22 protein-coding genes and 1 other RNA gene are annotated in these 25,030 nt (G+C 38.0%); 13 read left to right on the plus strand and 10 right to left on the minus strand.

Annotated elements, in window-relative coordinates:
• Positions 1-60 precede the first annotated feature (60 nt).
• A complete protein-coding gene (locus Q763_RS01590; RefSeq protein ID WP_157499268.1) occupies positions 61-324 on the plus strand; it encodes a hypothetical protein in 264 nt (87 codons plus the stop codon).
• Here the strand turns inward: Q763_RS01590 and Q763_RS01595 are convergent, their stop codons facing one another.
• The 3 genes from Q763_RS01595 to Q763_RS01605 all read right to left on the minus strand — a co-directional run bounded on the left by Q763_RS01595 (position 325) and on the right by Q763_RS01605 (position 3,907).
• Positions 325-2,802: a DUF5686 and carboxypeptidase regulatory-like domain-containing protein gene (locus tag Q763_RS01595; protein ID WP_035130393.1), complete on the minus strand. Its 2,478-nt coding sequence runs from the start codon at positions 2,800-2,802 to the stop codon at positions 325-327.
• A 3-nt stretch (positions 2,803-2,805) separates the two neighbouring features.
• Complete coding sequence (gene aroQ / locus Q763_RS01600) at positions 2,806-3,222, minus strand: type II 3-dehydroquinate dehydratase (RefSeq protein WP_035130673.1); 417 nt, start codon at positions 3,220-3,222, stop codon at positions 2,806-2,808.
• Between the two features lie 130 nt (positions 3,223-3,352).
• Positions 3,353-3,907, minus strand: coding sequence for a porin family protein (locus tag Q763_RS01605; protein WP_035130675.1), 555 nt, complete (start codon positions 3,905-3,907; stop codon positions 3,353-3,355).
• 291 nt (positions 3,908-4,198) lie between these two features.
• On the opposite strand from Q763_RS01605, the gene Q763_RS01610 reads away from it, so the two are divergent.
• Together Q763_RS01610 and Q763_RS01615 are read left to right on the plus strand one after the other, a co-directional pair.
• Complete coding sequence (locus Q763_RS01610) at positions 4,199-4,807, plus strand: porin family protein (RefSeq protein ID WP_035130396.1); 609 nt, start codon at positions 4,199-4,201, stop codon at positions 4,805-4,807.
• A gap of 207 nt (positions 4,808-5,014) precedes the next feature.
• Positions 5,015-5,614: a porin family protein gene (locus tag Q763_RS01615; protein ID WP_035130406.1), complete on the plus strand. Its 600-nt coding sequence runs from the start codon at positions 5,015-5,017 to the stop codon at positions 5,612-5,614.
• Between the two features lie 80 nt (positions 5,615-5,694).
• On the opposite strand, the gene Q763_RS01620 is transcribed toward Q763_RS01615, so the two are convergent.
• Entirely contained in the window at positions 5,695-6,309 is a 615-nt protein-coding gene (locus tag Q763_RS01620; protein ID WP_035130677.1) for a porin family protein, read from the minus strand.
• A gap of 93 nt (positions 6,310-6,402) precedes the next feature.
• On the opposite strand from Q763_RS01620, the gene xerD reads away from it, so the two are divergent.
• The 7 genes from xerD to Q763_RS01655 all read left to right on the plus strand — a co-directional run bounded on the left by xerD (position 6,403) and on the right by Q763_RS01655 (position 15,999).
• Positions 6,403-7,302, plus strand: coding sequence for a site-specific tyrosine recombinase XerD (gene xerD, locus Q763_RS01625; protein WP_035130407.1), 900 nt, complete (start codon positions 6,403-6,405; stop codon positions 7,300-7,302).
• Between the two features lie 92 nt (positions 7,303-7,394).
• A complete protein-coding gene (locus tag Q763_RS01630) occupies positions 7,395-8,900 on the plus strand; it encodes a sensor histidine kinase (RefSeq protein ID WP_035130408.1) in 1,506 nt (501 codons plus the stop codon).
• Positions 8,890-9,282, plus strand: a complete 393-nt coding sequence (locus Q763_RS01635; RefSeq protein ID WP_035130409.1) for a response regulator — start codon at positions 8,890-8,892, stop codon at positions 9,280-9,282. Before Q763_RS01630 ends, Q763_RS01635 begins: the two co-directional genes overlap by 11 nt.
• A gap of 119 nt (positions 9,283-9,401) precedes the next feature.
• Positions 9,402-9,998 carry a TetR/AcrR family transcriptional regulator gene (locus tag Q763_RS01640; protein WP_035130410.1) on the plus strand — a complete coding sequence of 199 codons (597 nt, stop codon included), beginning with the start codon at positions 9,402-9,404 and terminating at the stop codon, positions 9,996-9,998.
• A 193-nt stretch (positions 9,999-10,191) separates the two neighbouring features.
• Complete coding sequence (locus Q763_RS01645) at positions 10,192-11,328, plus strand: efflux RND transporter periplasmic adaptor subunit (RefSeq protein ID WP_035130413.1); 1,137 nt, start codon at positions 10,192-10,194, stop codon at positions 11,326-11,328.
• Positions 11,329-11,359: 31 nt separating this feature from the next.
• On the plus strand, positions 11,360-14,545 hold the full coding sequence (locus Q763_RS01650) for an efflux RND transporter permease subunit (protein ID WP_035130415.1): 3,186 nt from the start codon (positions 11,360-11,362) through the stop codon (positions 14,543-14,545).
• Positions 14,546-14,589: 44 nt separating this feature from the next.
• A complete protein-coding gene (locus tag Q763_RS01655; RefSeq protein ID WP_035130416.1) occupies positions 14,590-15,999 on the plus strand; it encodes a TolC family protein in 1,410 nt (469 codons plus the stop codon).
• 84 nt (positions 16,000-16,083) lie between these two features.
• On the opposite strand, the gene rny is transcribed toward Q763_RS01655, so the two are convergent.
• From rny to Q763_RS01670, 4 genes are all read right to left on the minus strand, one after another.
• Entirely contained in the window at positions 16,084-17,649 is a 1,566-nt protein-coding gene (gene rny, locus Q763_RS01660) for a ribonuclease Y (protein WP_035130419.1), read from the minus strand.
• A 56-nt stretch (positions 17,650-17,705) separates the two neighbouring features.
• Positions 17,706-17,812: non-coding RNA, 6S RNA (gene ssrS, locus Q763_RS17660), on the minus strand.
• Positions 17,813-17,868: 56 nt separating this feature from the next.
• Positions 17,869-18,165 carry a cell division protein ZapA gene (locus Q763_RS01665; RefSeq protein ID WP_035130422.1) on the minus strand — a complete coding sequence of 99 codons (297 nt, stop codon included), beginning with the start codon at positions 18,163-18,165 and terminating at the stop codon, positions 17,869-17,871.
• Between the two features lie 6 nt (positions 18,166-18,171).
• Entirely contained in the window at positions 18,172-18,462 is a 291-nt protein-coding gene (locus Q763_RS01670) for a hypothetical protein (RefSeq protein ID WP_035130434.1), read from the minus strand.
• A gap of 181 nt (positions 18,463-18,643) precedes the next feature.
• Here Q763_RS01670 and Q763_RS01675 point away from each other — a divergent pair, with 181 nt between their 5' ends.
• From Q763_RS01675 to Q763_RS01685, 3 genes are all read left to right on the plus strand, one after another.
• Entirely contained in the window at positions 18,644-20,362 is a 1,719-nt protein-coding gene (locus Q763_RS01675) for a M23 family metallopeptidase (protein ID WP_035130441.1), read from the plus strand.
• Between the two features lie 13 nt (positions 20,363-20,375).
• A complete protein-coding gene (locus Q763_RS01680) occupies positions 20,376-22,835 on the plus strand; it encodes a TonB-dependent receptor (protein ID WP_035130678.1) in 2,460 nt (819 codons plus the stop codon).
• Between the two features lie 67 nt (positions 22,836-22,902).
• Entirely contained in the window at positions 22,903-23,631 is a 729-nt protein-coding gene (locus Q763_RS01685; protein WP_035130444.1) for a hypothetical protein, read from the plus strand.
• Here the strand turns inward: Q763_RS01685 and Q763_RS01690 are convergent.
• Positions 23,628-24,326, minus strand: a complete 699-nt coding sequence (locus Q763_RS01690; RefSeq protein WP_035130446.1) for a DUF2971 domain-containing protein — start codon at positions 24,324-24,326, stop codon at positions 23,628-23,630. The two genes, Q763_RS01685 and Q763_RS01690, sit on opposite strands and share 4 nt — an antisense overlap.
• Before the next feature lie 71 nt (positions 24,327-24,397).
• The gene (locus Q763_RS01695; protein WP_035130448.1) at positions 24,398-25,021 is read right to left on the minus strand and encodes an HAD family hydrolase; all 624 of its coding nucleotides are present in this window, start codon (positions 25,019-25,021) and stop codon (positions 24,398-24,400) included.
• Positions 25,022-25,030 lie beyond the last annotated feature (9 nt).

Consider the following 25,030-nt stretch of genomic DNA (forward strand, 5'->3'; position numbering starts at 1 on the left):
TAACGGATGATTATTGAGGTACATTGTGTATCTTTGAGCTTTATTTTTACTCCCTGTGCCATGAAAAAGATTAAAGAAGCAGAGCTGCGCAAAGACAGTTCGGTTAATAAAATTCAGTTTGATAAAGAATGGTTTTATGTGGTGCACGATATGGAAGACTATCTTGATGAAGATTTGACCGGAGTGGAAACTGTTACACTACCCATATCGATTGACGGAGTGAAGTTCAATATGAAGTGTTCTACGCTGGAAGATATTGAACGCTTTAGGCAAAAAGAACCTCTTGAAGATTTTAGAAACAGTGTTTTTAGGAATAAAAAGTAACTATTCCAAAATATCGAGGAAGGTTAGCCCAAAAATAACCCCATCACTCATTTGTTTACCGTCATACGAACGAATATAATCGATCCTTAAAAAACGGAAACGATCCCAGCCCAGATTATCAAGCCCTATGGTAAATTCCATATATGGTTTTTGGTTAGGTACACCAAGCACATGGTATCCTGTAACCAGATAATAGTTTAATTTATTAAATAGCGGAACCTTATTGGCTAAATAACCCTTAAAGTTATATTCGGCATGAGCTTCAAAATACTTATCGTTAGTACTATGTGTATAATAAGGCAGGAAGTTAAATACATTTAAGTAACGTTCTGATTTGCCTACATGGGTTTGGTTGCCGTTAAAATGCCTGTAATCAGTAAATGCTATGCTGTCACTATTAAAAAACTGACCTGTACGTATGCTTATGCCTAAATCGCCAACATTACCTATGGTAGCATCATAAGTTATTTTTGCCGAGAGGTGATCAAAATTGTAGTTGTCTATACTGGAAGCAAATCCTTTTTCGTATTTTAAAAGTACCCTTGGATATTTGGTGCCTAGGTTTATTTTTTCGTGAGGTCTCAGCATGTATTTCTGCCCAAAGGTAAACCGGGCAGAAACAGATGTTTTTATCATGTTGTGCTTCTCGAAAGCAGGGGTGTCATAAGCTTCGGGGTCAAGCGGATTATTTGACGTATATGGTTTTTTGGCATTTTTAATGGTGGAGAAATTAGTGTTGTTGAATAACGAACGCTTACGGTTGTATTCTACCGATCCGAAAAACTCAATACCATTTACAAGTTCTTCCTCATAACTAAACTTAATGAAGTTTACATCATACAGTTTCATGTAATTATCCCTAAAAAATAAGGTGCTTACACTGTTTACCATTCTGTTAATAGGGTTTTCGGGGTTAAACTGTTCTATGCTACTTCCTCCGCTTAGGGTTACTATAGGGTTGCTAATATTATTAAACTTATGACTGATGAATGCATTTGCCCTAAAGCGTTTTTCGGCAAAACCATAGTTTAGGTTGGTCCCATAAGTAGTATAGGCTTTGGTCTCAGGGTTTGTTTTAGTAAAAGTAAATGTAGGAGCTAAGTGGTAAGCCTGTACGGTATTGAATCCTAACTTTCTGGCAAGACCCGAAAATGTAATTTTCCAGTTCTCATCGGTATTGTAATACGTATAACCTATAGGAAGTGAAAACAGTAAGAACTTGTTTTTTTTACGGTCCTGTAGTTCAATATATTCCGGACTCTCCTTTAACTTTTCAAGACTGTCTTTTTTAATGTAGTCTTCTTTTTCTTCCTGTGTTAACGGGATTGGTCTGGTTTTGTTCCAGTAGCTATTGGGTTTGTTGTTAGCATCCTCGTTAAAGTCCAGTACTTTATTGGTTAACGGATTGCTTTTGAAATCAATATCAAAATTAATATTACTGTACACGGCACTAAACCTACCCGATAGGCCTACATCAAAAATTTCGGCATTAAAATCAATACTCTGTACGTTTTTAACCCATGTGTCTTTTTGACTGTTGTAACCAAAGTTTTGATTTATGGTAAGTATGTCAACCAGTGGTTGGTCTATAAGTAATCCTTTTATACTAAGGTTAACTGCATATAGTTCCCAACTCTCGTTTACAATGTATATATAACCATACATGGTGGGTTCACTATCCCTTTTTGGGGTTACTTTGATTTTATTGATTAAGTGACCACTCTTATCGTTAAAGGTGTTTTCCAGTTTGTACCTGTAATAATTAAAAGCATTGTTTGCTAAAGGAGAAATAACACTGGTTTCAAAAGGTAGGTAATTTTCATAAAAATCAAACTCGGCAGCATAGGCATTGTTATAACTCATGCCGTTATCGTCTCCGCTTACTTTAGAGGCGTTAATAACTTCATTTATATTGTAGGGACGTTTGTATCGTATTCTGGAAACAGTTTCCGATAGGTATAATACGCCACTACGCGTAGAGTCCAGCGTACCGCTAAAGTTTCCTACTTCCTGTCCCAGTATTTCTTCAGGTACATCATTTATTCTTATTATTCCTCGGGAATAGAAGTCGGCTTCATAAAAAGCGGTTTTTTGCGTATTGATTTTTTTATGTTCAATAGCATTTTTTATAATAGCATTAGCCTGATCTTCCCTGCTTTCAATTACTACTTCTTTTAGTAAGTATTCTGTGGGGTTAAGGCTTGTATTGAGGTCAAACGGAAACTCATTTATGGTAATTGTTGTCTCTTTAGTTTGATAACCAAGGGAACGGAATATAAATGTATAAGAGCCTTTTTCGGTAATTGGTAAGTAAAACTCGCCATTTTCGTTTGATGAGGTTCCATACTGACTGTTTTTGACCGTTATAGAGGCATAGGGAATTGCTTCGCCCGACTGTGATGAAGTTAGCCTGCCCCTTATTTGCGCAATGCTAAGGGAGCTATATAAAAATAATATCAGTAGCAGGCATTTTTTCATACATTAAGGTAGTAAGGACTGTAAAGCCAAATCATAGCTTTTTAACCCAAAACCTATAATCACACCGGCTGATACCGGAGATATGTAGGATTGATGCCTGAAAGTTTCCCGTGAAAATGTATTTGAAATATGTACCTCTATAACAGGTGTGGTAACTGCTTTAATAGCATCGCCTATACCAATAGATGTATGGGTGTAAGCCCCGGCATTTATAACAATACCGTCATAATCAAATCCGGTTTCCTGTATTTTAGAGATGATTTCCCCTTCAATATTACTTTGGTAATAGCTTAATTCCATTTGAGGGAAACGATGCTTTAGTGTTTCAAAATAATCGTCAAAACTCCTGCTGCCATATACATCAGGTTCGCGCTTTCCAAGCAGGTTAAGGTTAGGTCCGTTTATTATTATAACTTTCATTTCAGTCTTTTTGTAAAAGTAGAAAATAGCCAGTAAGAATGCATAATACGTAAGAAAAAATTTAACATTTAAAGGCATAAAAAAGCCGGATACAAAAATGCATCCGGCCCCGAATTATAATTACCTGATTTTAGAAATAATATCCTACTGATAGTTGGAACACGCCGTTTTTAATATCAGCGTCACCACTGTCGTTTACATTGTTTAAGCCAATGTTGTAACGAGCCTGTGCAAATAGTCCCATAATAATTTTTAGCTCTACACCTCCAGATGCAGCAAGATCAAAACTTTTAGTTTCAAAAGCATCTTTAGCATCGTTTACAAGGAAAGAGAACTGTGGTCCAGCCATAAGGCTTAATTTACCAGGTACAACATAAAATTTGGCAAGTACCGGTACCGAGATATAATCTAAGTTAATGTCTTCGGCTACGCCTCCAATGCCTTCAGCTTCATATTTTGCTTTACCTCCCTGAGAAGAGAAAAGTCCTTCTGCCTGTACAGAGAACATAGGTACAAGATTAAGTTCTAGTGCTAAACCGGCGTGAAAGCTTGTTATACCATCACTGTTAATGTCCCCCTGAAAGTTAGAGAAGTTGGCTCCGGCTTTTATACCAAGGTCAATACCCTGAGCATTCATGGCAAAACTTCCGGCAAGTGCAGCAATTAAAAAAAGGAATTTTTTCATAGTATTATATTTAAGTTGGTTACTCCACATTGTTGTGGCTTGTTTTCAAACAAATTTATATAATAACTTTTGAGAAAAATAGTACTAAAGTCAACATTTATGACAGTTTTAGGTTAAAAGTTTCTTAAAGGTGAATTATTTAATTTTCTGTTTTTAACTTTAAATTAACAGTTTTAGTATTTAATTATTTAAATAAATGACGGTAAATGATAAAATAATATTTAAGTAGGGGTAATTTTCTTATTAAAAAAATTATATATTTGGCGGGTAACAATTAAAACTAACAAACCAATGAAAAAAATTTTATTATCAGCTGCAGCCATAATGGCTTTCGGTTTTGCTTCACAGGCGCAGGATATTAAGTTTGGCGCTAAAGCAGGTGTTAACTTTTCAACATTATCTGGGGCAGACGGAGATGTTTCTTCAAGAACAGGTTTTCATATTGGAGCTGTAGCTGAAGTTAAGCTTACAGAACAGTTTTCTATCCAGCCTGAGATTTTATACTCAATGCAAGGAGCTGATCAGGAAGCGACTGAAGAGTTTATGGGTGTAACTTATAACTATGAGTCAAGCTTAAAATTAGGTTATATTAATGTTCCGGTTATGGCTAAGTACTATCTTATGGAAGGCTTAAGTATTGAAGCTGGTCCTCAGGTAGGTTTCCTTTTAAGTGCTAAAGAAGAGTATAACGTTGAAGGAGAATCAGGAGAAGAAGATGTTAAAGACAGCGTTAGCAGTATTGATTTTGGTTTAGCTGGAGGTGTATCTTATGATTTGCCAGTTGGACTTTTCTTTAATGCCAGATATTATGCAGGTCTTTCAAATGTTTATGACGGAGATCTTGATGGTATTGAGTATCAAAATGGTGTTTTCTCACTTTCTGTAGGATATAAATTTTAATTAAGTTTAGAATACACATACCAAATCTTAATGACCACCCTTTTTGGGAGGTTTTTGTTTTTTATAAAAACAATATTTTTAAGTTATTAAATAGTTATTTTGTTTTATTATGTTGATTTTCAATACCTTTTTTTATCTAAAAAACCTTACATTTTATTGTTACTCTTTCTATAATTTTGATCTCGTAACAATTAAATTCAAAAAACGATGAAAAAAGTATTATTATCATTAGCAGCAGTTTTTGCTTTTGGTTTAGCTAACGCTCAGGAGACAGAGAGCAATGGTTTTGCTAAAGGAGATGTTTTTCTTTCGGGTACAGTAGGTTTCTCTTCAGAGACTACAGGTGATGCAAAAATAACAGGACTTAACATTGCTCCAAGCGCAGGTTATTTTGTTAGTGAAAACATTGCTATAGGGCTTACTTTAGGGTATAATTCTCTTAAAAATGAAATGCCATCTAATCCGGTTACATCTGAATCAAAATATACTTCATTTGGAGTAGGGGCTTTTGGTAGATATTATTTTACCCCAGCCAATAGCTTTTCTTTGTTTGGTCAGCTTGGAGTAGGGTATGAAAACGGTAAATTAGAGCAAAATTCTAATGAAAGTAAAACAGATAGTTTTAATATAGGTGTAGCGCCGGGTATTAACTATTTTGTGTCAGAACATTTTGCACTTGAGGCTACTTTTGGTATTCTTGGCTACTCAACTTCAAAACCTGATTTTGATGGTGCTGACTCTACAAACAGTTTTGATTTTGGTTTAAATTTAGACAACATCAACTTTGGTATTGTTTACAAATTCTAATTGTTTTAGTTATGTAATAAAGAACGCCTCCTGTTACTACGGGAGGCGTTCTTGTTTTTATATGTGGTGGGGAGTGGGGTTTAGAATTTATATCCTACACCAATTTGGAATACAGAGTTTTTAACGTCTCTGTTGTTTACAATATCAGTAAAGCCCTGTGTATATCTACCTGTGGCAAATAGCCCCATAGGAGTTTCAAAAGTTACACCTGCAGCTACACCAAAATCAAAGTCTTCAGCTTCATCAAGATTAAGGTCTCCGTCGTCTGCATTCGCATTAGCATCAATTTCTTCATTTACCTTAAATCCAAATTGCGGTCCCGCTTCAATACTCAGTCCGTCTAAAATGTACACTTTAGCCAGTACCGGTACGTTAATGTAGTCAAGTTGGTATTCTACCTTGCCTTCACCACCAAAAATGCCGCCATCCACATCACTCTCAAATCCCTGTCCTGAATAAAGAGCCTCAGCCTGTAGTGAGAACATCTCTGTTAATGGAAATTCAGCCAGTAAACCAACATGGAAACTGGTTCTTGAGTCGGGACTGTCAAAATCATCTCCGGAAACTGTAGCAAAGTTAACACCACCTTTTATACCAAAACTTGGTGTAAGTGCATCGCTGCTTTGCGCATTTGCCGTTGTAATCGCTCCAATCATTAAAATCCCTGCCGAAAATAATTTAATTAGTCTTTTCATCTTTTTCATAATTTTTGTTTTGCATCTCAAAATTATATTATTAATCTTGGGCTAATTATCAAGGAATTCTTAATTCACATAACTTTAACCTGTATGAAAAGTTGGACTAAATTTATAACAGACTATAAATCGTACCTCAAAATAGAGCGTGGTTTATCTTTAAATTCGGTTGAGAATTATTCCTTAGATATCAATAGGTTAGTGAGGTATTTAGAGGGTACAGCACAGGATGTTTCACCATTAAAAATTACCGAAGAAACCATACAGGATTTTATCTATAAAATGGCCGAAGAACTTAATCCAAGATCAAGAGCCAGACTTATTTCCGGACTCAAAAGTTTTTTTAATTATCTGGTTTTTGAAGACTACAGGAAAGATAGCCCTATGGAGCTTATTGAGGTGCCTAAAGTAGGAAGAAAGCTGCCCGATACCCTTTCTACAGATGAAATTGATGACTTAATTGGAGCTATAGATTTAAGTAGTAATGAAGGGGAGCGTAACAGGGCAATGCTGGAAACGCTTTACAGTTGCGGGCTAAGGGTTTCAGAATTAGTAGGTCTTAAAATTTCAGATTTATTTTTTGATGAGGGGTTTATTAAAATTACGGGTAAGGGTAATAAGCAACGTTTTGTGCCTATTGGTAACAGTACTCAAAAATACATTAACCTGTATAGAGACAGTATGAGAAATAAACTGGAAGTTAAAAAAGGACATGAGGATACTCTTTTTCTTAACAGGCGAGGTAGCGGGTTAACCCGAGCTATGGTGTTTACCATTATAAGGAGGCTGGCCGAAGCTATTGGACTAAACAAAACTATAAGCCCCCATACCTTTAGGCATTCGTTTGCTACACACCTTTTGGAAAATGGTGCCGACCTGCGTTCCATACAACTCATGATGGGGCATGAATCCATCACCACAACTGAGGTTTACATGCATTTGGACAGGAAATTCCTGAACAAAATTTTAAATACTTACCATCCAAGAAAATAAAAAATTGCATAACTCTTAAAATTTCACTAAGTTTCATTCGGATTAATTGTACCTGCTATCGTAGGGCAACGTACAATTTTCAGAAAAGATATATGACTGTTTCCCAACATAGCCAAAAAATAGACGGCCTTTATAAAAAATTACTTAATCAACTACCTGATATGATTTTCTATATATCATGGGATGAGGTGAATGGTTATATGGTACTTTTTTTAAGTGAGGCTGTTAATGATGTTTTTGAATACACCGTTGACGAGCTGATGGCAAATCCCCGAATGTTTTATGATGACAGAATATTAGAACAGGATAGAGATGTGTTTCTTGAAGGACTGGACTATTCACGTAGAAACCTGATAAACTGGAATCAGGAATTCAGAGTCCAATTACCAAAAAGAGGCTTACGCTGGGTAAGACTTAATGCAAAACCAGAGAAACAGGAAGACGGTAGTATTCACTTTTACGGAAGAATTGGTGATATTACCGAGCAAAAGGAGCAGGAACACCAGTTACAGGTTTCAGAAGAACGCTATAAGTTTGCACTTAAGGCAGCATCTGAAGGGATTTGGGACTGGGATATGCAAACCAATATGGTATATTTTTCGGCTCAGTCTATGAAAATTATAGGTAAAGAAGAGAAGGAAGCTATTATACCTTTAAGAGACTGGCAGGAACGTATGCATGTTGAAGATATAAGAGAACATGCCCTGGCAAAAGAGAAACATCTTATTGGCGAAACACCTTCGTTTGAAAATATTTACCGTATAAAAACAGATGAGGGTAAATATAAATGGGTATTGAGCCGAGGTAGGGTAGTACAGTTTGATAATGAAGGTACACCAATACGATCTATAGGTACCCATAAAGATATCACCCAGCTAAAAGAAAAGGAGATTGAGCTTGGAAATACTATTGATATTGTAGGTGAACAAAACAACAGACTTGTTAACTTTGCACATATAGTGTCACACAATCTTAGGTCGCATGCCGGTAATCTTAAAATGCTTATAGATGTGTTTAAGAATGCTGATCAGGAAGAAAGGGAGGAAATGCTTGAACATCTTGAAGCTATTTCAAACGGACTTTATGTTACCATAGGGCACTTAAAAGAACTTGTAGAAATACAATTTGAGGTAAAAAACGTAAAAGAAAGGTTAAACCTGCGTCATTACCTAAAGAACATTTTGAACATATTGCATAACGAAATAAAAAAACATGGTGTAAATGTAGAGGTTAATATCCCGCTGGATGTTATGGTAACTTATAATCCGGCGTATCTTGAAAGTATATTGCTTAATTTTACCACAAATGCCATAAAGTATTCGAGCCCCGAAAGGTCTCCTATTATTATGTATGACTTTGAGATAAAAGACGGTAAAAAAGTACTTTCCATTACCGATAACGGTTTGGGTATTGATCTTAAAAAGCACAAAAATTCTTTATTTGGTATGTATAAAACATTTCATAAAAACCAAAACTCTAGGGGTATTGGACTGTTTATTACAAAAAACCAGATAGAAGCCATGGGCGGAAGCGTAGAGGTTTACAGTGAAGTGAATAAAGGAACTACGTTTAAAATTTATTTTAAAGATGAAGATTAGGAGTTTATATGTTATAGATGACGATAAAATTTATCATTTTTTGCTCAAGAACCTTCTTAAGCAGAATAAGATTGATGTAAAGTCTTCTTTTTTTCAAAACGGACAGGATGCCATAGATTTTATGAGCTCCCGTACCGATGTTGACGATTTACCTGATTTAATACTGCTGGACGTTAATATGCCTATTATGAACGGATGGCAGTTTTTGGAAGAATATATTAAGGTTAAAGATAACTTTGATAAACTGCCAAAGGCTATTTATATGATAAGCTCATCTAATAATGAGGTTGATATTAATAAGGCAAGAGAATTTACAGGGGTCGTAAAAGATTATTTTTTAAAACCAATTTGTAAGGAAGACTTAGATAAAATCTTTATTTAAGTCATAAATAAATTTTGTTTATTACAACTATAAGAAAAAACAATAATCAAAAGTATTGCTATAATTTATAATAGTCATACTTTTGCTTAACACTGTTAAGTAATTTAAAAGCTTTAAAAATGGGGAGCAAAGAACGCATATTGAGACAGAAGGAGGAGACCCGTGCTAACATACTTACAGCAGCCAGAGAGATTGTGAAAGATGAAGGGTGGCAGGGACTAAGTATGCGAAAAATTGCTGACAAAATTGAGTATACTGCGCCCATTATTTATGAGTACTTTGCAAATAAAGAAGCTATACTGCAGGAGTTAACCTGTAAAGGCTTTACCATATTGATTAAGGACTTAGAGGCTGCCAAAGCAGATTCAGATGATCCGGCAATTCAGTTAGAAGGCATGTGGCTGGCCTACTGGAATTTCGCCCTTAAGAATAAAGAAATGTATCAGTTGATGTATGGGGTAGAGATGACATGTTGTGCCCAGCGAACTACCGAATCAGATACGCCTTACCAGTTAATAAGTGGCTGTATTGCAAAACTGATGAAGGTTGAAAAGCCCGATGCTCATGTTATAAAGCAGAAGTACTTTACTTTTTTCTCTGTTATTCATGGATTAATATCCATTAATATAGTAGGTAACGGACTTTCTGATGACATCAATAAGCAAATTCTTAAAGATGCTATTACAGGTATCATACGTTATATAGAAGAGGAGTAATCCTTTTTTTTGATCACTTACTTAACACTGTTAAATAGTTTATAACCGTAAAAACAATAAGCCTTACACCTTTTTTTATCATTTACTTAACACCATTAAATAATTTAACTAATGTAGACAAACAGTAATCATTCGTTCAATCATCAATTTTTTTATCTAACAATTTAACACCATTAAATAATTTAATGCTATTATGAAAAGAATTTCATTACTCTTAGTTCTTGCAGCAGCTTTATTTTTATACGGCTGCTCCGGCAACACTGCCACAGCTCCTGCAGCACAGGAGATTGCGGTACCTGTTTTAGCTGTAAGCAAAGGACAAGCCACTACATATCAGGAATATCCGGTAAAGGTTGAAGGACGCGTAAATGTCGAGATACGCCCGCAGGTAGACGGATATCTGGAGAAACTTTATGTAGATGAAGGCGCTTTTGTTAAGGCAGGACAGCCTATTTTTAAAATAGACGACCACCGTTACAGGGAACAGCTTAATAGTGCTGTAGGTAACTTAAATGCTGCCGATGCTGCACTTTTAAATGCACAGCTTGAGGTAGAGAAGTTAACACCTCTTGTAAATGAAAAGGTAGTTTCAGACTATCAGTTAAAAACAGCCAAAGCTTCGCTTAAAATGGCAGAAGCCAATAAAAAACAGGCTGAAGCAGCAGTGGCATCTGCACAAATAAACTTAGGCTATACGCTTATCACTGCTCCGGTAGACGGTTATATTACCAGATTACCTAAAAAACAGGGAAGCCTTGTTTCGGCAACCGACCCTCAACCTTTAACAACCCTATCTGACATTGCTGTGGTTCACGCTTATTTCTCGCTTGGAGAATCAGAGTTCTTAAGCTTTAGAAACAGATATGAAGGAAACACCCTTAATGAAAAAATTAAAAACCTTCCTCCGGTATCATTGGTTTTAGCTAATAATACGGTTTATGAAACACAGGGTAAAATTGATATGGTAGACGGGCAGTTTGATAACACAACAGGTGCTATCACCTTAAGAGCCAGTTTTGCTAATGCTAAAGGTTTACTCCGTTCGGGTAACACAGGTAGGGTACGTTTAGGTATAGATCACAGTGATGTTATACTTATACCACAGGCTACTACTGTTGAGGTACAGGACAGGATATTTGTATTCACTGTAGACAAAGACAACAAAGTGGCTAAAAAACCTATTACGATATTAGGTAAAAGCGGTACTGATTACTTGGTAAGTGAAGGACTTCAGTCGGGCGACAGAATTGTATTTAAAGGCTTTGAAAACCTTCAGGAGGGTGCCGTTGTAACTCCGCAAAAAGCAGAAACCGAAGTAGCTTCTAAATAATTTATAACCAACAATTTAATTTTAGAACATAATGTTTAAAAAATTTATAGACCGGCCGGTTTTGGCTACGGTCATATCCATCCTATTGGTAATTGTAGGGGTATTGGGACTCTTTAAATTACCATTACAGCAGTTCCCTGATATTGCGCCACCGGCGGTTCAGGTTACAGCGCTGTACCCAGGGGCAAATGCCGAAACGGTACTTCGTTCGGTAGCCCCGTCACTGGAAGAGTCTATTAATGGTGTGGAGAACATGATCTATATGAGCTCTACAGCCAGTAACGATGGTTCCCTTGTTATTACAGTATACTTTAAACTGGGTACAGACCCAGATCAGGCTGCTGTAAACGTACAGAATAGGGTGGCTCAGGCTACAAGCCAGTTACCTGCCGAGGTTATACAGGCAGGGGTTACCACAGCCAAGCAGCAAAACAGCCTTATTATGGTGGCTGCACTATACTCTGAAGACGAAAAAACATACGATCAGACATTTCTTACCAATTATGCCCAAATCAATATTATCCCTGAGATAAAAAGGATACCGGGGGTAGGTCAGGCAGCAATTTTTGGTGGTAATAAAGATTATTCGATGAGGGTATGGCTTAATCCGTCCCAAATGACATCTTATAACATTACTCCACAAGAGGTAATGGCTGCCATTCAGGATAAAAACCTTGAGGCTGCTCCGGGTAAATTTGGTGAAAACAGTGCCGAATCGTTTGAATATGTAATTAAGTACAAAGGAAAGCTTAACAAGCCGGAAGATTATCAGGATATAATAATCCGTACCAATCCTGACGGATCTATACTTCGATTAAAAGATGTGGCTAAGGTAGAGTTCGGGTCTTATACCTATGGTAACTTTACAAGGATTAATGGTAAACCGGGTACTAACATTATGGTTATCCAGTTGCCGGGTTCTAATGCTAACGATATTCAGATAGCGATTAATGACCTGTTGGTTAAAGCCGAAAAAAGCTTTCCTAAAGGTATTAAAAGGGTAGGTATATATAATACCAAAGTAATGCTTGATGCTTCTATATCTCAGGTGAAATCTACCCTTATTGAGGCATTCTTACTGGTGTTTATTGTGGTATATATTTTCCTTCAGGATTTCAGGTCCACATTAATTCCGGCAATAGCCGTACCGGTAGCGATTATGGGTACCTTCTTCTTTATGAATATGTTTGGGTTCTCTATAAACCTGTTAACGCTGTTTGCACTTGTTCTGGCCATTGGTATTGTGGTGGATGACGCCATTGTGGTCGTCGAGGCAGTACACTCCAAAATGGAGCAGGGTATGGACCCCAAAAGGGCTACAACATCTGCCATGAGTGAAATTACAGGCGCTATTATTTCTATTACATTGGTAATGTCGGCAGTGTTCCTTCCGGTTGGTTTTATGGAAGGCTCTACTGGGGTGTTCTACAGGCAGTTTGCTTTTACATTGGCTATTGCAATTGTAATATCGGCTGTTAATGCACTTACGCTGAGTCCTGCACTGGCAGCACTTTTCCTAAAGGATAACCACAGCCATCATCAAAACGGACACGAGAAAACAAGCTTTAAGCAACGTTTCTTTGCAGGATTCAATAATGGTTTTGAAAAAGTGACCAATCGTTACTTAGGTAGTTTACGTTTTCTTATCCGTCACAAGTGGTTAAGTCTTGGCGGACTTGGAGCTGTAATACTGGCTACCGTATGGATGGTGAATACTACACCTTCAGGATTTATTCCGTCGGAAGATCAGGGATTTATAGCGGTATCGGTATCCATGCCGGCAGGTACATCATTGGAGCGTACGGTTAAAACACTTGAAGAGGCAGAGAGCATAATCCGGACTGTGGAAGCCAACAGGGAAATCGACGGACTTTCAGGCTTTAATATGCTTACGCAGTCGTCAAGCCCATCATTTGGTGTGCTGTTTCTTAACCTTAAACCTTTAAAAGAAAGGGGAGCGATTAGTGATATAAACGATATTATGAATGAGGTAAGAGGGAAACTTTCTGCTATAAAAGGAGCTAACTTCTTTGTATTTACTTTCCCAACCGTACCGGGATTCAGTAATATTGACGGACTTGATTTTGTACTTCAGGATCGTAGCGGAGGCAAACTGGATAAGTTTAGCCAGGTAGGTAACCAGTTTATTGGTGAGCTAATGAAGCGTCCTGAAATTGCTGTAGCATTTACACCGTTTAGGGCCGATTATCCGCAATATGAAATGGAAGTGGATGATGTTAAGGCCGAACAGCTTGGTGTAAGTGTTAAGGATTTACTGCAAACCGTACAGGCTTATTATGGTAGCGCGCAGGTGTCAGACTTTAACCGATTTGGTAAATACTACCGTGTAATGGTACAGGCAGATAAGGATAGCCGTGCCACAGCACAGTCTCTTGATGCCGTGTTTGTAAAAAACAGAAACGGCGAAATGGTTCCGGTTAATACACTTGTAAAACTGGAAAGGGTTTATGGTCCTGAAAATGCTTCAAGATACAACCTGTTCAACTCTATTGGTGTAAATGCAATACCTGCACCGGGCGTAAGTTCGGGTGATGCCATTAAGGCTGTGGAAGAAGTGGCTGCTCAATACCTGCCACAGGGATACTCGTATGAGTTCTCGGGGATGACAAGAGAGGAAATCATATCAGGAGGGCAATCAACAGTAATATTTCTGTTGAGCTTACTGTTTATTTACTTCCTGCTTGCAGCGCAGTATGAAAGTTACATACTTCCGCTAGCGGTTATCCTATCAATCCCTACCGGTATATTCGGTGTATTTGCAGCGATAGGGCTTACAGGGATTTCAAATAACATTTATGTACAGGTAGCACTGGTAATGCTTATAGGTCTTTTGGCTAAAAATGCCATCCTTATTGTTGAGTTTGCCGTACAGCGAAGAAGGGCAGGGAAATCATTACTGTCGGCTTCCATAGAAGCGGCTAAGCTAAGGTTAAGGCCTATTATCATGACCTCATTTGCATTTATTGTAGGGCTTATACCTATGATGTTTGCCGTAGGGCCATCTGCACAGGGTAACCACTCTATCAGTATTGGTGCTGCCGGAGGTATGCTTTCGGGAGTAATACTGGGTCTGTTTATCATTCCTGTTCTCTTTATAGTGTTCCAGTACCTACAGGAAAAAATATCAGGTAAACCACACCTTAAACCGGTTAAACATGAGCATCCGGCAACGGCTGAACTTGAACTGATGAATTAAATTTTTAAGGCTCTCCGAAAGGAGAGCCATTCTAATCGATAACAATGAAAAATTTAAATATATATATAGTATTCACGGCCTTTTTGGTACTTACGGGGTGTAAGGTTTCTAAAGATGTGGAGGTGCAGCCTGAGTTGCCCGAAGCCTATAGAAATGCTGTTGTAACAGCAGATACCTTAACGATTGCCGATGTTGAATGGAAAACGTTTTTCCCGGATGCTGCATTGCAGGATTTAATAGGTAAGGCTATATCTGGAAATTATGATTTACAGATTGCCATTAAAAATATTGAAGCCTCACATCAGTTGCTAAAACAGGCTAAATGGGGTAATGTACCTCAGGCTAACCTGTATGTGAATGCCAATACAACAATCCCGTCTGAAAACAGTTTAAACGGACTTAGTGCCAAAAACTTTTTGGGTACCAGTCATGTTGAAGATTATAACGCGGGGATAAACCTTTCGTGGGAGGCTGACATCTGGAGAAAAATTAACAGCAGGAAAAAAGAGGCACTGGCGCAATACCTGAAAACTGAAGAGGCTAAAAAAGCGGTGCAAACCGAACTGGTTACCGGTGTGGCAAAAGGTTATTATAACTTGCTAATGCTGGATGCACAGTTAAGTGTTGCTAAAAAGAATCTTGAATTAAGTGAGAATACGTTACGTATGGTTAGCATGCAGTTTGATGCAGGTCAGGTAACATCACTTGCTGTAGAGCAGGCTAATGCACAAAAGCTTACAGCTGCCAGAATTGTGCCTATGCTTGAAAAACAGATAGCGATTCAGGAAAATGCGTTAAGTATACTTACAGGTGAGCTTCCGGGAGAGATTGCAAGGATAACTTCTTTAGATTTAGAGCCTGTTTATGAAAATATAAGTACGGGACTTCCTGCTGCTATTGTAAGCAGAAGACCTGATGTGAAAATGTTTGAGTACGATCTTGCAGCTGCCAATGCAAGGGTAGGAGTAACCAAAGCTCAAATGTATCCGGCTATTAATATTACTGCTGCGGGAGGATTGAACTCCTTCAAATCCAATAACTGGTTTAATATGCCATCGTCATTATTTGGTATGGTAGCGGGCGGATTAGTTCAGCCATTACTTAACAGCAGAAGGCTGAGGACTGAATATGAAGTGGCAAAAATAGAACGCGAAAAAGCGGTTCTGTCCTTTAGGCAAGGGGTACTTGTTGCGGTAGGTGAAGTGTCTGACGCGTTGGTACAAATCGAGAAGCTTAAGGATGAGCAGGATTTTGCACAACAACGTGTGGAAAGCCTGCAAAAAGCAACTACGAATGCTGATAAACTATTTAATAGAGGTATGGCCACTTATTTAGAAGTGATTACCGCACAAAGTAATGTGCTTCAAAGTGAGCTTGATCTTGCAACCCTGAAGAGAGACCAGCTTAATGCAGTGACCGATTTGTACCGTGCACTGGGAGGCGGCTGGAAATGATGGTGTTTATTGTTTGTTTTATTTAAAAAGAAAAAGCTGCCGAAAGGCAGCTTTTTTGTTGTTTATTTATATGGTTCGGCTAAATTATTTAGCGATATTAACCGCTCTTGTTTCACGGATAACCGTAATTTTTACCTGTCCCGGGTAAGTCATTTCTGTCTGGATTTTGTGTGAAATCTCAAAAGATAAGTTAGCAGCCATTTCATCGCTTACTTTTTCACTTTCTACAATTACACGAAGCTCTCTACCTGCCTGGATAGCGTAAGCACTCTTAACACCACCAAATCCGTAAGCGATATCCTCAAGGTCTTTAAGACGCTGAATGTAAGAGTCAAGAACCTGTCTTCTTGCGCCCGGTCTTGCACCAGATATAGCATCACAAACCTGTACGATAGGAGAAAGTAACGATTTCATTTCGATTTCGTCGTGGTGAGCACCAATAGCGTTGCAAACCTCTTCTTTCTCACCATACTTCTCTGCCCACTGCATACCAAGTAATGCGTGCGGAAGATCACTTTCTGTATCCGGCACTTTACCTATATCGTGAAGTAAACCGGCTCTTTTTGCAAGCTTAACGTTAAGTCCAAGTTCTGCAGCCATAAGACCGCAAAGTTTAGCCACCTCACGCGAGTGTTGTAATAAGTTTTGTCCGTAAGAAGAACGGTACTTCATTCTACCAACAATTTTGATAAGCTCTGGGTGTAATCCGTGAATGCCAAGGTCAATAACAGTACGTTTACCTACTTCAATAATTTCGTCTTCAATTTGTTTAGCTGTTTTAGCCACAACCTCTTCAATACGTGCAGGGTGAATCCTACCGTCTGTAACCAGTTTGTGTAACGCTAAACGCGCAACTTCCCTTCTAACAGGGTCAAAGCATGAAAGGATGATAGCCTCCGGAGTATCGTCCACAATAATTTCAACTCCTGTAGCAGCTTCAAGGGCACGGATATTTCTACCCTCACGACCGATGATTCTACCTTTCACATCATCAGATTCAATGTTGAATACAGATACACAGTTTTCCACTGCTTCTTCTGTACCTACACGCTGAATAGTGTTAATGATAATCTTTTTAGCTTCCTGATGCGCTGTAAGCTTAGCCTCTTCGATAGTGTCCTGAATGTGGGACATAGCGGTAGTTTTGGCTTCAGCTTTAAGGCTTTCCACAAGTTGGTTTTTAGCTTCTTCGGCAGATAGTCCTGATATAACCTCAAGTTGTTCTACCTGGCTTTTGTGTAGCTTGTCTATTTCCTGTTGTTTCTTGTCAAGGAAATCTATACGGTTATCGTAATCGGCAACCTTTTTATCAAGTTCGTCGTTAAGCTTTTTGTTTTTAGCAAGCTCATTTGAAACCTGAGATTCTTTATCACGTGTTCTTTTTTCTGCCTCGGCAATTTTTTTGTCTTTGCCAAGTATTACCTGTTCATGTTCGGCTTTAAGCTCAAGGAATTTTTCCTTAGCCTGAAGTAATTTATCCTTTTTAATGGCTTCGGCATCTGTCTTGGCATCCTTCAATATTGATGCCGCCTCCTTCTTCGCATTCTTGATTAGGGTGGATACGTTTTTCTTCTCAAGAATCTTCGCGATCCCGAATCCGATCCCTAAACCGGCGAAACTGCCAATAATTATAAATAGTGTCGAGTCCATAGTTTGTTTTTATGTAAGTATATATATAAAAAAAGCCTACATCAGGAAGATTGTATAAACTCGTGAATGACAAGTTTTGAGCTAACTCGCTGTTCAAGGATCTGCTCGGGGCAGCATGCTTTAGTAACGATGATTCACCCATTTTAATTTGTTAGTGTTGAGTTTATCAAATATGTGCTAATGTAGGCAGTATTTTTGACGTATTTTTAAGAACGTATTTTATTTATCATCGAGAAGATTACCCAATTTTTCATCCATTAACTGGAGTTTTTCAAAAGCATCTTTGACATCGGTAAACTTGTCTATCTGCTTTTGTTCTATTTGTGCGGCAAACTGTAAGGCGCACATTGCCAGTACATCCTGCTTGTCTCTCACGGCATAACTCTCTTCAAACTGCTTGATCATGGCATCAATTTTTTTAGAGGCGCTTCTCAGTCCCTCTTCCTGCGACGGTGTTACTGTTAACGGGTACACCCTGTCGGCAATTGATATCTTTATTTTAAGTTTATCATCCATTTCATGCTAGTCAGAAAGTTGAGCTATGCAATAATCAATCTCGCGGATTAATGAATTTATTTTGAGTTTTGTTTCTCGTTTATTATCGTCACTGCCCAGTAATGAATTAGCTGTTTTTAAGGTCTCAATGTGTTTTTCCAATGAGGCAATCTGTTCAGCCTGACTGTGGATTACCGAAGCCGATTGGGCTATTTTGTCCCTTAACTCCTGATTTTGCTGCTCAAGCACGGCCTGTTTTTGGACCAGCTTATTTAGCTTATTTTCAAGAGAATCAACTATTTCGGATAGTCCGTTCATTACAGTCAATTTTCATTACATTATTCTACAAAGTTAATATTACTTTAATTAGAAACAATAGTTTGTTATAAAAAATGTTGAATTGTGTTAAGATTGTATGTAATAATTTGCTATGTAAACAGTTATAACAAACACGGGGCGTTAAGCTTTTTTTAAGACGCTTTTTTCATATTTTAGCCTTATGAGAATTTTCTTTTTACTACTACTTTCAACTACAGCACTGTTTGCCCAGGAAAATTATCCGGAAAATTATTTCCGTTCCCCAATGGATTTGCCGTTGCACCCTTCGGGGACTTTTGGAGAGTTAAGGCGTAATCACTTTCATGCCGGAATAGACTACCGTACCCAACAGAGGGAAGGATTACCTGTATATGCGGCTGCCGATGGTTATGTATCACGGATAAAAGTGTCCAGTTACGGGTATGGTACAGCTTTGTATATAGATCACCCAAACGGATATACCACGCTTTACGGGCACCTTAGTAAATACGCACCTGAAATTGAGGCCTATGTTAGAGAAAAGCAGTATGAAAAGAAAAGCTTTGATATAGAACTGTTTCCTAAACCGGGTGAGCTACCTGTTACAAAAGGAGAGCTTGTTGCCCTTTCGGGTAATACAGGAGGATCGGGTGGACCTCACCTTCATTTTGAGTACAGGGATACTAAAACCGAAGAGATTATTAATCCGTTATTCTTTGGTCTTAATAAAATAATGAAGGATGGGCAAAAGCCTACTGTTTATGGTGTTATGGCTTATGCTTTAGAAGATAAGGCAGTGGTGAACGAGTCGGAAAAACCGGTTGCCCTGAATCTTAAACTTTTAAAGGACGGGACTTACCTTACAGATAAAATTTATGCCCGCGGTGTTATGGGGTTCTCCATAAATGCTACCGATAAGAGTACGGGGAGTCTTGGTAATAACGGGGTTTTTAAAATAGAGACTTTTATAAACGGAAACCGTGAGTTTAAGGTGGTTTTTGATCAGTTTGCTTTTGATGAGAGCAGGTATATCAATAATTTTATTGATTATCAAAAATACAATGCTACCAAACAACGTTACCAAAAACTCTTTATCAATACACCTTATACGCTTGGCGTGATTAGGGATAATACGACCAATGGTAAAATTGATATTAAGGAAGGCGAAACAATAAACTACCGCATTGAGGTTTCTGATTTTCACGGAAACAAACGTATAGTAAACGGAAGTATAGAGTATAGCGACAAACCGGCGACTATAACCCAGCCTAAAAAAGTTACGCCTTATTTTGTAAAGGCAGCAAATGATAACAGTTATACGAAAGATGGTGTTTCGGTATTTATACCGGCACATGCACTGTATGAAGATTTTTACATGGATTTTGATGTGAAAGATTCCATACTTTACCTGCATGATGATTCGGTGCCTGTACATGGCAATATAACAGTTTCGTTTGACGTTAGCTATTTGTCTCCCGAAGTGCTGCAAAAAACATTTATAGCAGGGGTAGATGGTAAAAGGCTATTGTATAACAATAGTTACATGGAGAATGGCAGGCTTACGGCTAAGGTAAGATACCTGGGGCAGTTTAAACTGGCACAGGACGATACAGCTCCTAAAATTTACAGTGCAAGCTTTGCCGAAGGAAAATGGTTAAGCAGTAAAGATACTTTTAGCCTTAAAATAAGTGACGACCTTGCAGGTATAGCCACATTTGATGCATGGCTGAATGGTAAGTGGATATTAATGCATTATGATTACAAGACCCGAATAATATTTCATAATTTTAGCGACGGAATTGTGGACGAAGGGCGTAACGATTTGAAAGTTACGGTTACAGATAATGTAGGAAATTCTACTACCTTTGAGACGCATTTTTTCAGAACACAAAAAACAACATCTGTTGAAAAAGATAAATAAGTTATTTACACTGATGCTTTTTATGCTCAGTGCTGTGGCTTTTGCCCAACAAAAGCCGATACTATACGGAATTCTCTTAGACGAAAACAGGCAGCCTATTGAAGGAGTTAATGTTTATTATGCCGATATTGAAGGTACGGTAAGAACAGTATCTGACGCTAATGGTGTTTATAAAATTTTAATTCCTATTGACAGGGAAGTTGTAGTTTGGTTTGAACATACCAGCTTTAAGCTGTCATCGCTTGATATTGAAATGGCGGCTAACGATACTGCCGAAATGAATTTTATACTGCTTACAGGTCATACTGAGCTGGATAATGTAGTTATTGATAAAAATACTGAAGAAGACCGTATTGAAGGGATTATTAAAGTATCTCCGGCAACCATACGTAAGTTACCTTCGGCATCCGGAGGGGTAGAGGAGTTTATAAAAATTGTAAGCGGTAATTCCAATAACGAACTTAGTACTCAATATGCGGTTAGGGGTGGTAACTACGACGAAAACCTGGTATATGTAGAAGATATTGAGATATACCGCCCATTTCTAATCCGTTCAGGGCAGCAGGAGGGTTTAAGTTTTACCAACTCCAGTATGGTGAAAGACCTGAGTTTCTCGGCAGGTGGTTTTCAGGCAAAATATGGTGATAAATTATCTTCTGTACTTGATATATCCTATAGAAGACCGGAAGAATTCGGGGCACAGGTCGAGGCAAGTTTCCTTGGTGGTAGCCTTACACTGGAAAGTGCTTCTAAAAATAAAAAATGGAGTGGTATTATAGGCGGACGGTACAGGGATAACAGTCTTTTGGTTAACAGTCAGCAAACAGAGACAAACTATAAACCTACTTTTGCCGATGTGCAAACTATGGTAAACTTTAAACCTAATGAAAAATGGGAGATAAGTTTCCTGGGTAATATTTCCGAAAACAAATACCATTATCAGCCGTTATACAGGCAAACCAACTTTGGTACTATTGATGAGCCTATTGCTCTTCAGATTTTTTATGACGGACAGGAAAAAGACGAGTACAAAACTTACTTTGGAGCAATAAAGTCAACTTATAAAGTATCTGATGATTTTACCCTTAAGGTTATAGGCTCCCTATACCATACACAGGAACAGGAACATTTTGATATTTTGGCACAGTATGCCCTAGGTGAGGTTGATACCAATATAGGGTCGGAAACCTTTGGTGATGTGCGTTTTGCAAGGGCTGTAGGTTCTCAGTTAAACCATGCCCGTAACAATCTGGATGCGTTAATTGCTAATCTTGAAGTTAAAGGGTATCACAATATTAAAAAGAATAAAATAGAATGGGGTGTTAAATATACACGAGAAGACATACGCGACCGTTTATTGGAGTGGGAGGTTATCGATTCTGCCGGATTCTCACTTAATCCGCCTGTTATTGATCTTCCTGTAAACGATCAGCCTTATAACCCTTATACAGGTCCGCTTGTGCCTTATAACAGTGTTAGGGCGCTAAACTTTACTCAAATCAACAGGATTTCGGGTTATGCACAGTGGAGCAGAAGAGCTAAAATAGGCGAAAGCGAAATATGGATGAATGCGGGGGTAAGGACACATCAGTGGCAGGTTACCCAAAGAGATGCCGAAGACGGCGATAGCCAGATAGTAATCAGTCCGCGTGCACAGTTTACTTTAAAACCTAACTGGGAAATGGATATGCTTTTCCGTGTTTCGGGAGGTTTTTATTATCAGCCACCGTTTTACAGGGAGTTGAGGGGAAGTGACGGTGCTGTAAACCCTGATGTGAAAGCACAGCATTCCATACATTTTGTGGTAGGTAACGATTATAGCTTTAAAACAGATAAGGGTAAGAAATTCAAATTGGTATCTGAAGCCTATTATAAAAAATTGGACGATGTAAATACCTATACTATTGAAAATGTTAGGATTCGTTACCGTGCCAATAATGATGCGGTGGCTTATGCTTACGGACTTGATATGAGACTTAACGGGGAGCTTGTACCGGGAACTGAATCGTGGCTGAGCTTTGGCTACATGAGAACAGAAGAGAATATTAACGATAGGGGGTATATTGCCCGTCCTACAGACCAGCGACTTAAGTTTGGTATTCTTTTCCAGGATTATGTACCTACGATTCCTAACCTTAAAATGTATCTTAACCTTGTATATAATACAGGACTACCAGGTGGTTCGCCATCGTATGCCGACTCTTATGTGTATCAGTCACGACTTAACGATTACCGCCGTGCCGATGCAGGTTTTGCTTATGTATTTACAGATGGTACAGAGCAGTTTGAGGACGGACACTGGCTGTCGGTATTTAAGGAGTTGTCATTAGGTCTTGAAATATTTAATCTTTTCAATAACCAAAATGCTATTACCAATACATGGGTAAGGGATGTGTATACTAAAAGCCAGTATGGTATCCCTAATTATTTAACATCTCGTGTATTTAGCCTTAAGCTTACCGCAAGAATTTAATTTTTTGAAACATTTTCTTTATTTTTGATAGAGTATTCAATACCCGATACCTAATATGTTGTGACGAATGAAAAAAGCTGTAACTGTTATATTGGCTCTTTCAACTCTTATTGCGGCTTATAGCTGTAAACAGGAAGAAGAGAAGCCAAAAGTGAAATACATGGAACCTACAGAGGTGAAAAAGCCGGAAAAGAAAGATTCTTCCCAAATTAAGGTTGCCGATTTGCCGGTCCATATGGAAGGAACAAAATATCTTATACATCCGGTAGGGGATATGCGTATTTACGATAACAGCGCTTACAAAACCTATGGTAGCAGGATGAACGATAATGTGAGTTATGCTATTTCTAACTACAACCGTTTTGAGCTTACAGGTTATTTTGAAAATCTGAAGTTTCAGCATATAGATTCTACAGCTCTTTATCCGCTTACTGATAAACAGGTACAGATACAAACAGCAACCTACCTTAATACCATTGCCGAAAGAACCAAAAAGCAATTATTGGTTTACACGTTGGTAGACAGTGATACCAATCAGGATGGTAAGATTGATGCAAACGATATCAGGTCACTATATATTAGCGATATAAGCGGAGCCAACTTTACAAAGCTTTCGCAGGATATGCAGGAGCTTATTGACTGGAATATTGTTGAGGTTCAAAACAGGATATACTTCCGTACTATTGAGGATATCAATAAAAACGGTGCTTTTGATAAAAACGATAAGGTGCACTATCAGTTTTGTAACCTGATAGCAGACGAGTGGGTAGTGGAATCTTACGAGCCTGTAAACTAAATAAGGATATCGCTTTCTAAATCGGATTTTTCGATTTCGAAATTAAAGCCCAATTGTTCCATTAGCTGAAAAACAAGATTTTTATACCAGTTTTCTGATTTTGGGTGGATGTATATTTTCTCAATGAGTTTATTGATGTCGATATTGATTTTTACTCCTTCATTAATATTGAGGTTGTGCTTTGCAAGGTTTGATATTATTCTTACCTCCTTTTCGTACTGAAAGCTTTTTCTTTTAAAAAGGAAAGGGAAGAAGTTGTTATCAAAAGGGATGTGTTCCTTTTTATAGTCTATATATTTTACTTCACCAATATGCTGCTCATAACGCCCTTCGGGGATTAAGGCTTCCTGTAATCTTTTTACGGTAGACTGTATGGCAAGACCTTCGCTGTTTTGAGTAAATATCTGCCACATGGCATACGATTCATACTCGTTAATATGCCAACTGCTAATTACTACATTTTTTCGATGGCTCTTGTAATAATCCATAAACTTTGGGTTGTTTTCAGATATCTTTTTAAGCTCTTCATACGTAGGTTCGCTAAACGTACCCTCATACTGGTCTTCAAACTTATCTGATCGCGACATAAATAACTGACGGCATAGTAGTAAATCCAGAAACTTAGAAAGATCAAGGTATTTCCATACAATGGTATCTGTTTCCGGTAGCGTTATCTGTTCGTTAGAAACATACATAGGGGAGATGTTATTTGAACTTAAAGTTACGAATGTTTCTGTTACCCCGGTTAAAATACTGTTATTAGTTTTTAACCTTTCAGGAAAATAGGTTTCAGTTCCTTAAAGTGTGATATGGCATAAGTAGCTGAGTCCAGCGGATGCCAATTGAACCTGTTGTATAAAACAGTATCTATGCCAAGATCTTTTGCGGCCTGTATTTCTGAGTTTGGATCATCACCAACTACAAGTACTTCTTCCGGTTTATAGTTGTAACGCTTTAAGATATCTGCAAAAACCTCTTTTTTGCTGGTAAGTACTGGGTTAACCACATGGATCTCTTTAAAGTCATTTTCAATACCCATTTGAGTGATTTTTGCTCTTTGCATTTTTTGAAAACCGGTAGTAACTAAAAAACGTTCGGCATCAATAGTTTTGATTTCAGGGTAATCTTCAAAAGGTGCTATGGGTTCATCGTACCCCAAATTTTCCTGAAGATTTATAGCCTGAGCGGTAAGATCTTCACTAAGTCCGAATTCTTTTGCCACGAGCCTGAAAGGAGTACGCATGGTTTCCTTTTTTATAGCTTCTATATCCTCATTATGTTTTGCTGTTTCAATAATAAGATCGAAAAGGGGGGCAAATAGTTTTTCTCCTATAGCGTGAACAGGGTATAAAGTATTATCAAGATCGTAAATTATAGCTTTTTTTGGCATGGCAATTTT

Source organism: Flavobacterium beibuense F44-8 (genome assembly GCF_000769915.1).
GTDB lineage: Bacteria > Bacteroidota > Bacteroidia > Flavobacteriales > Flavobacteriaceae > Flavobacterium > Flavobacterium beibuense.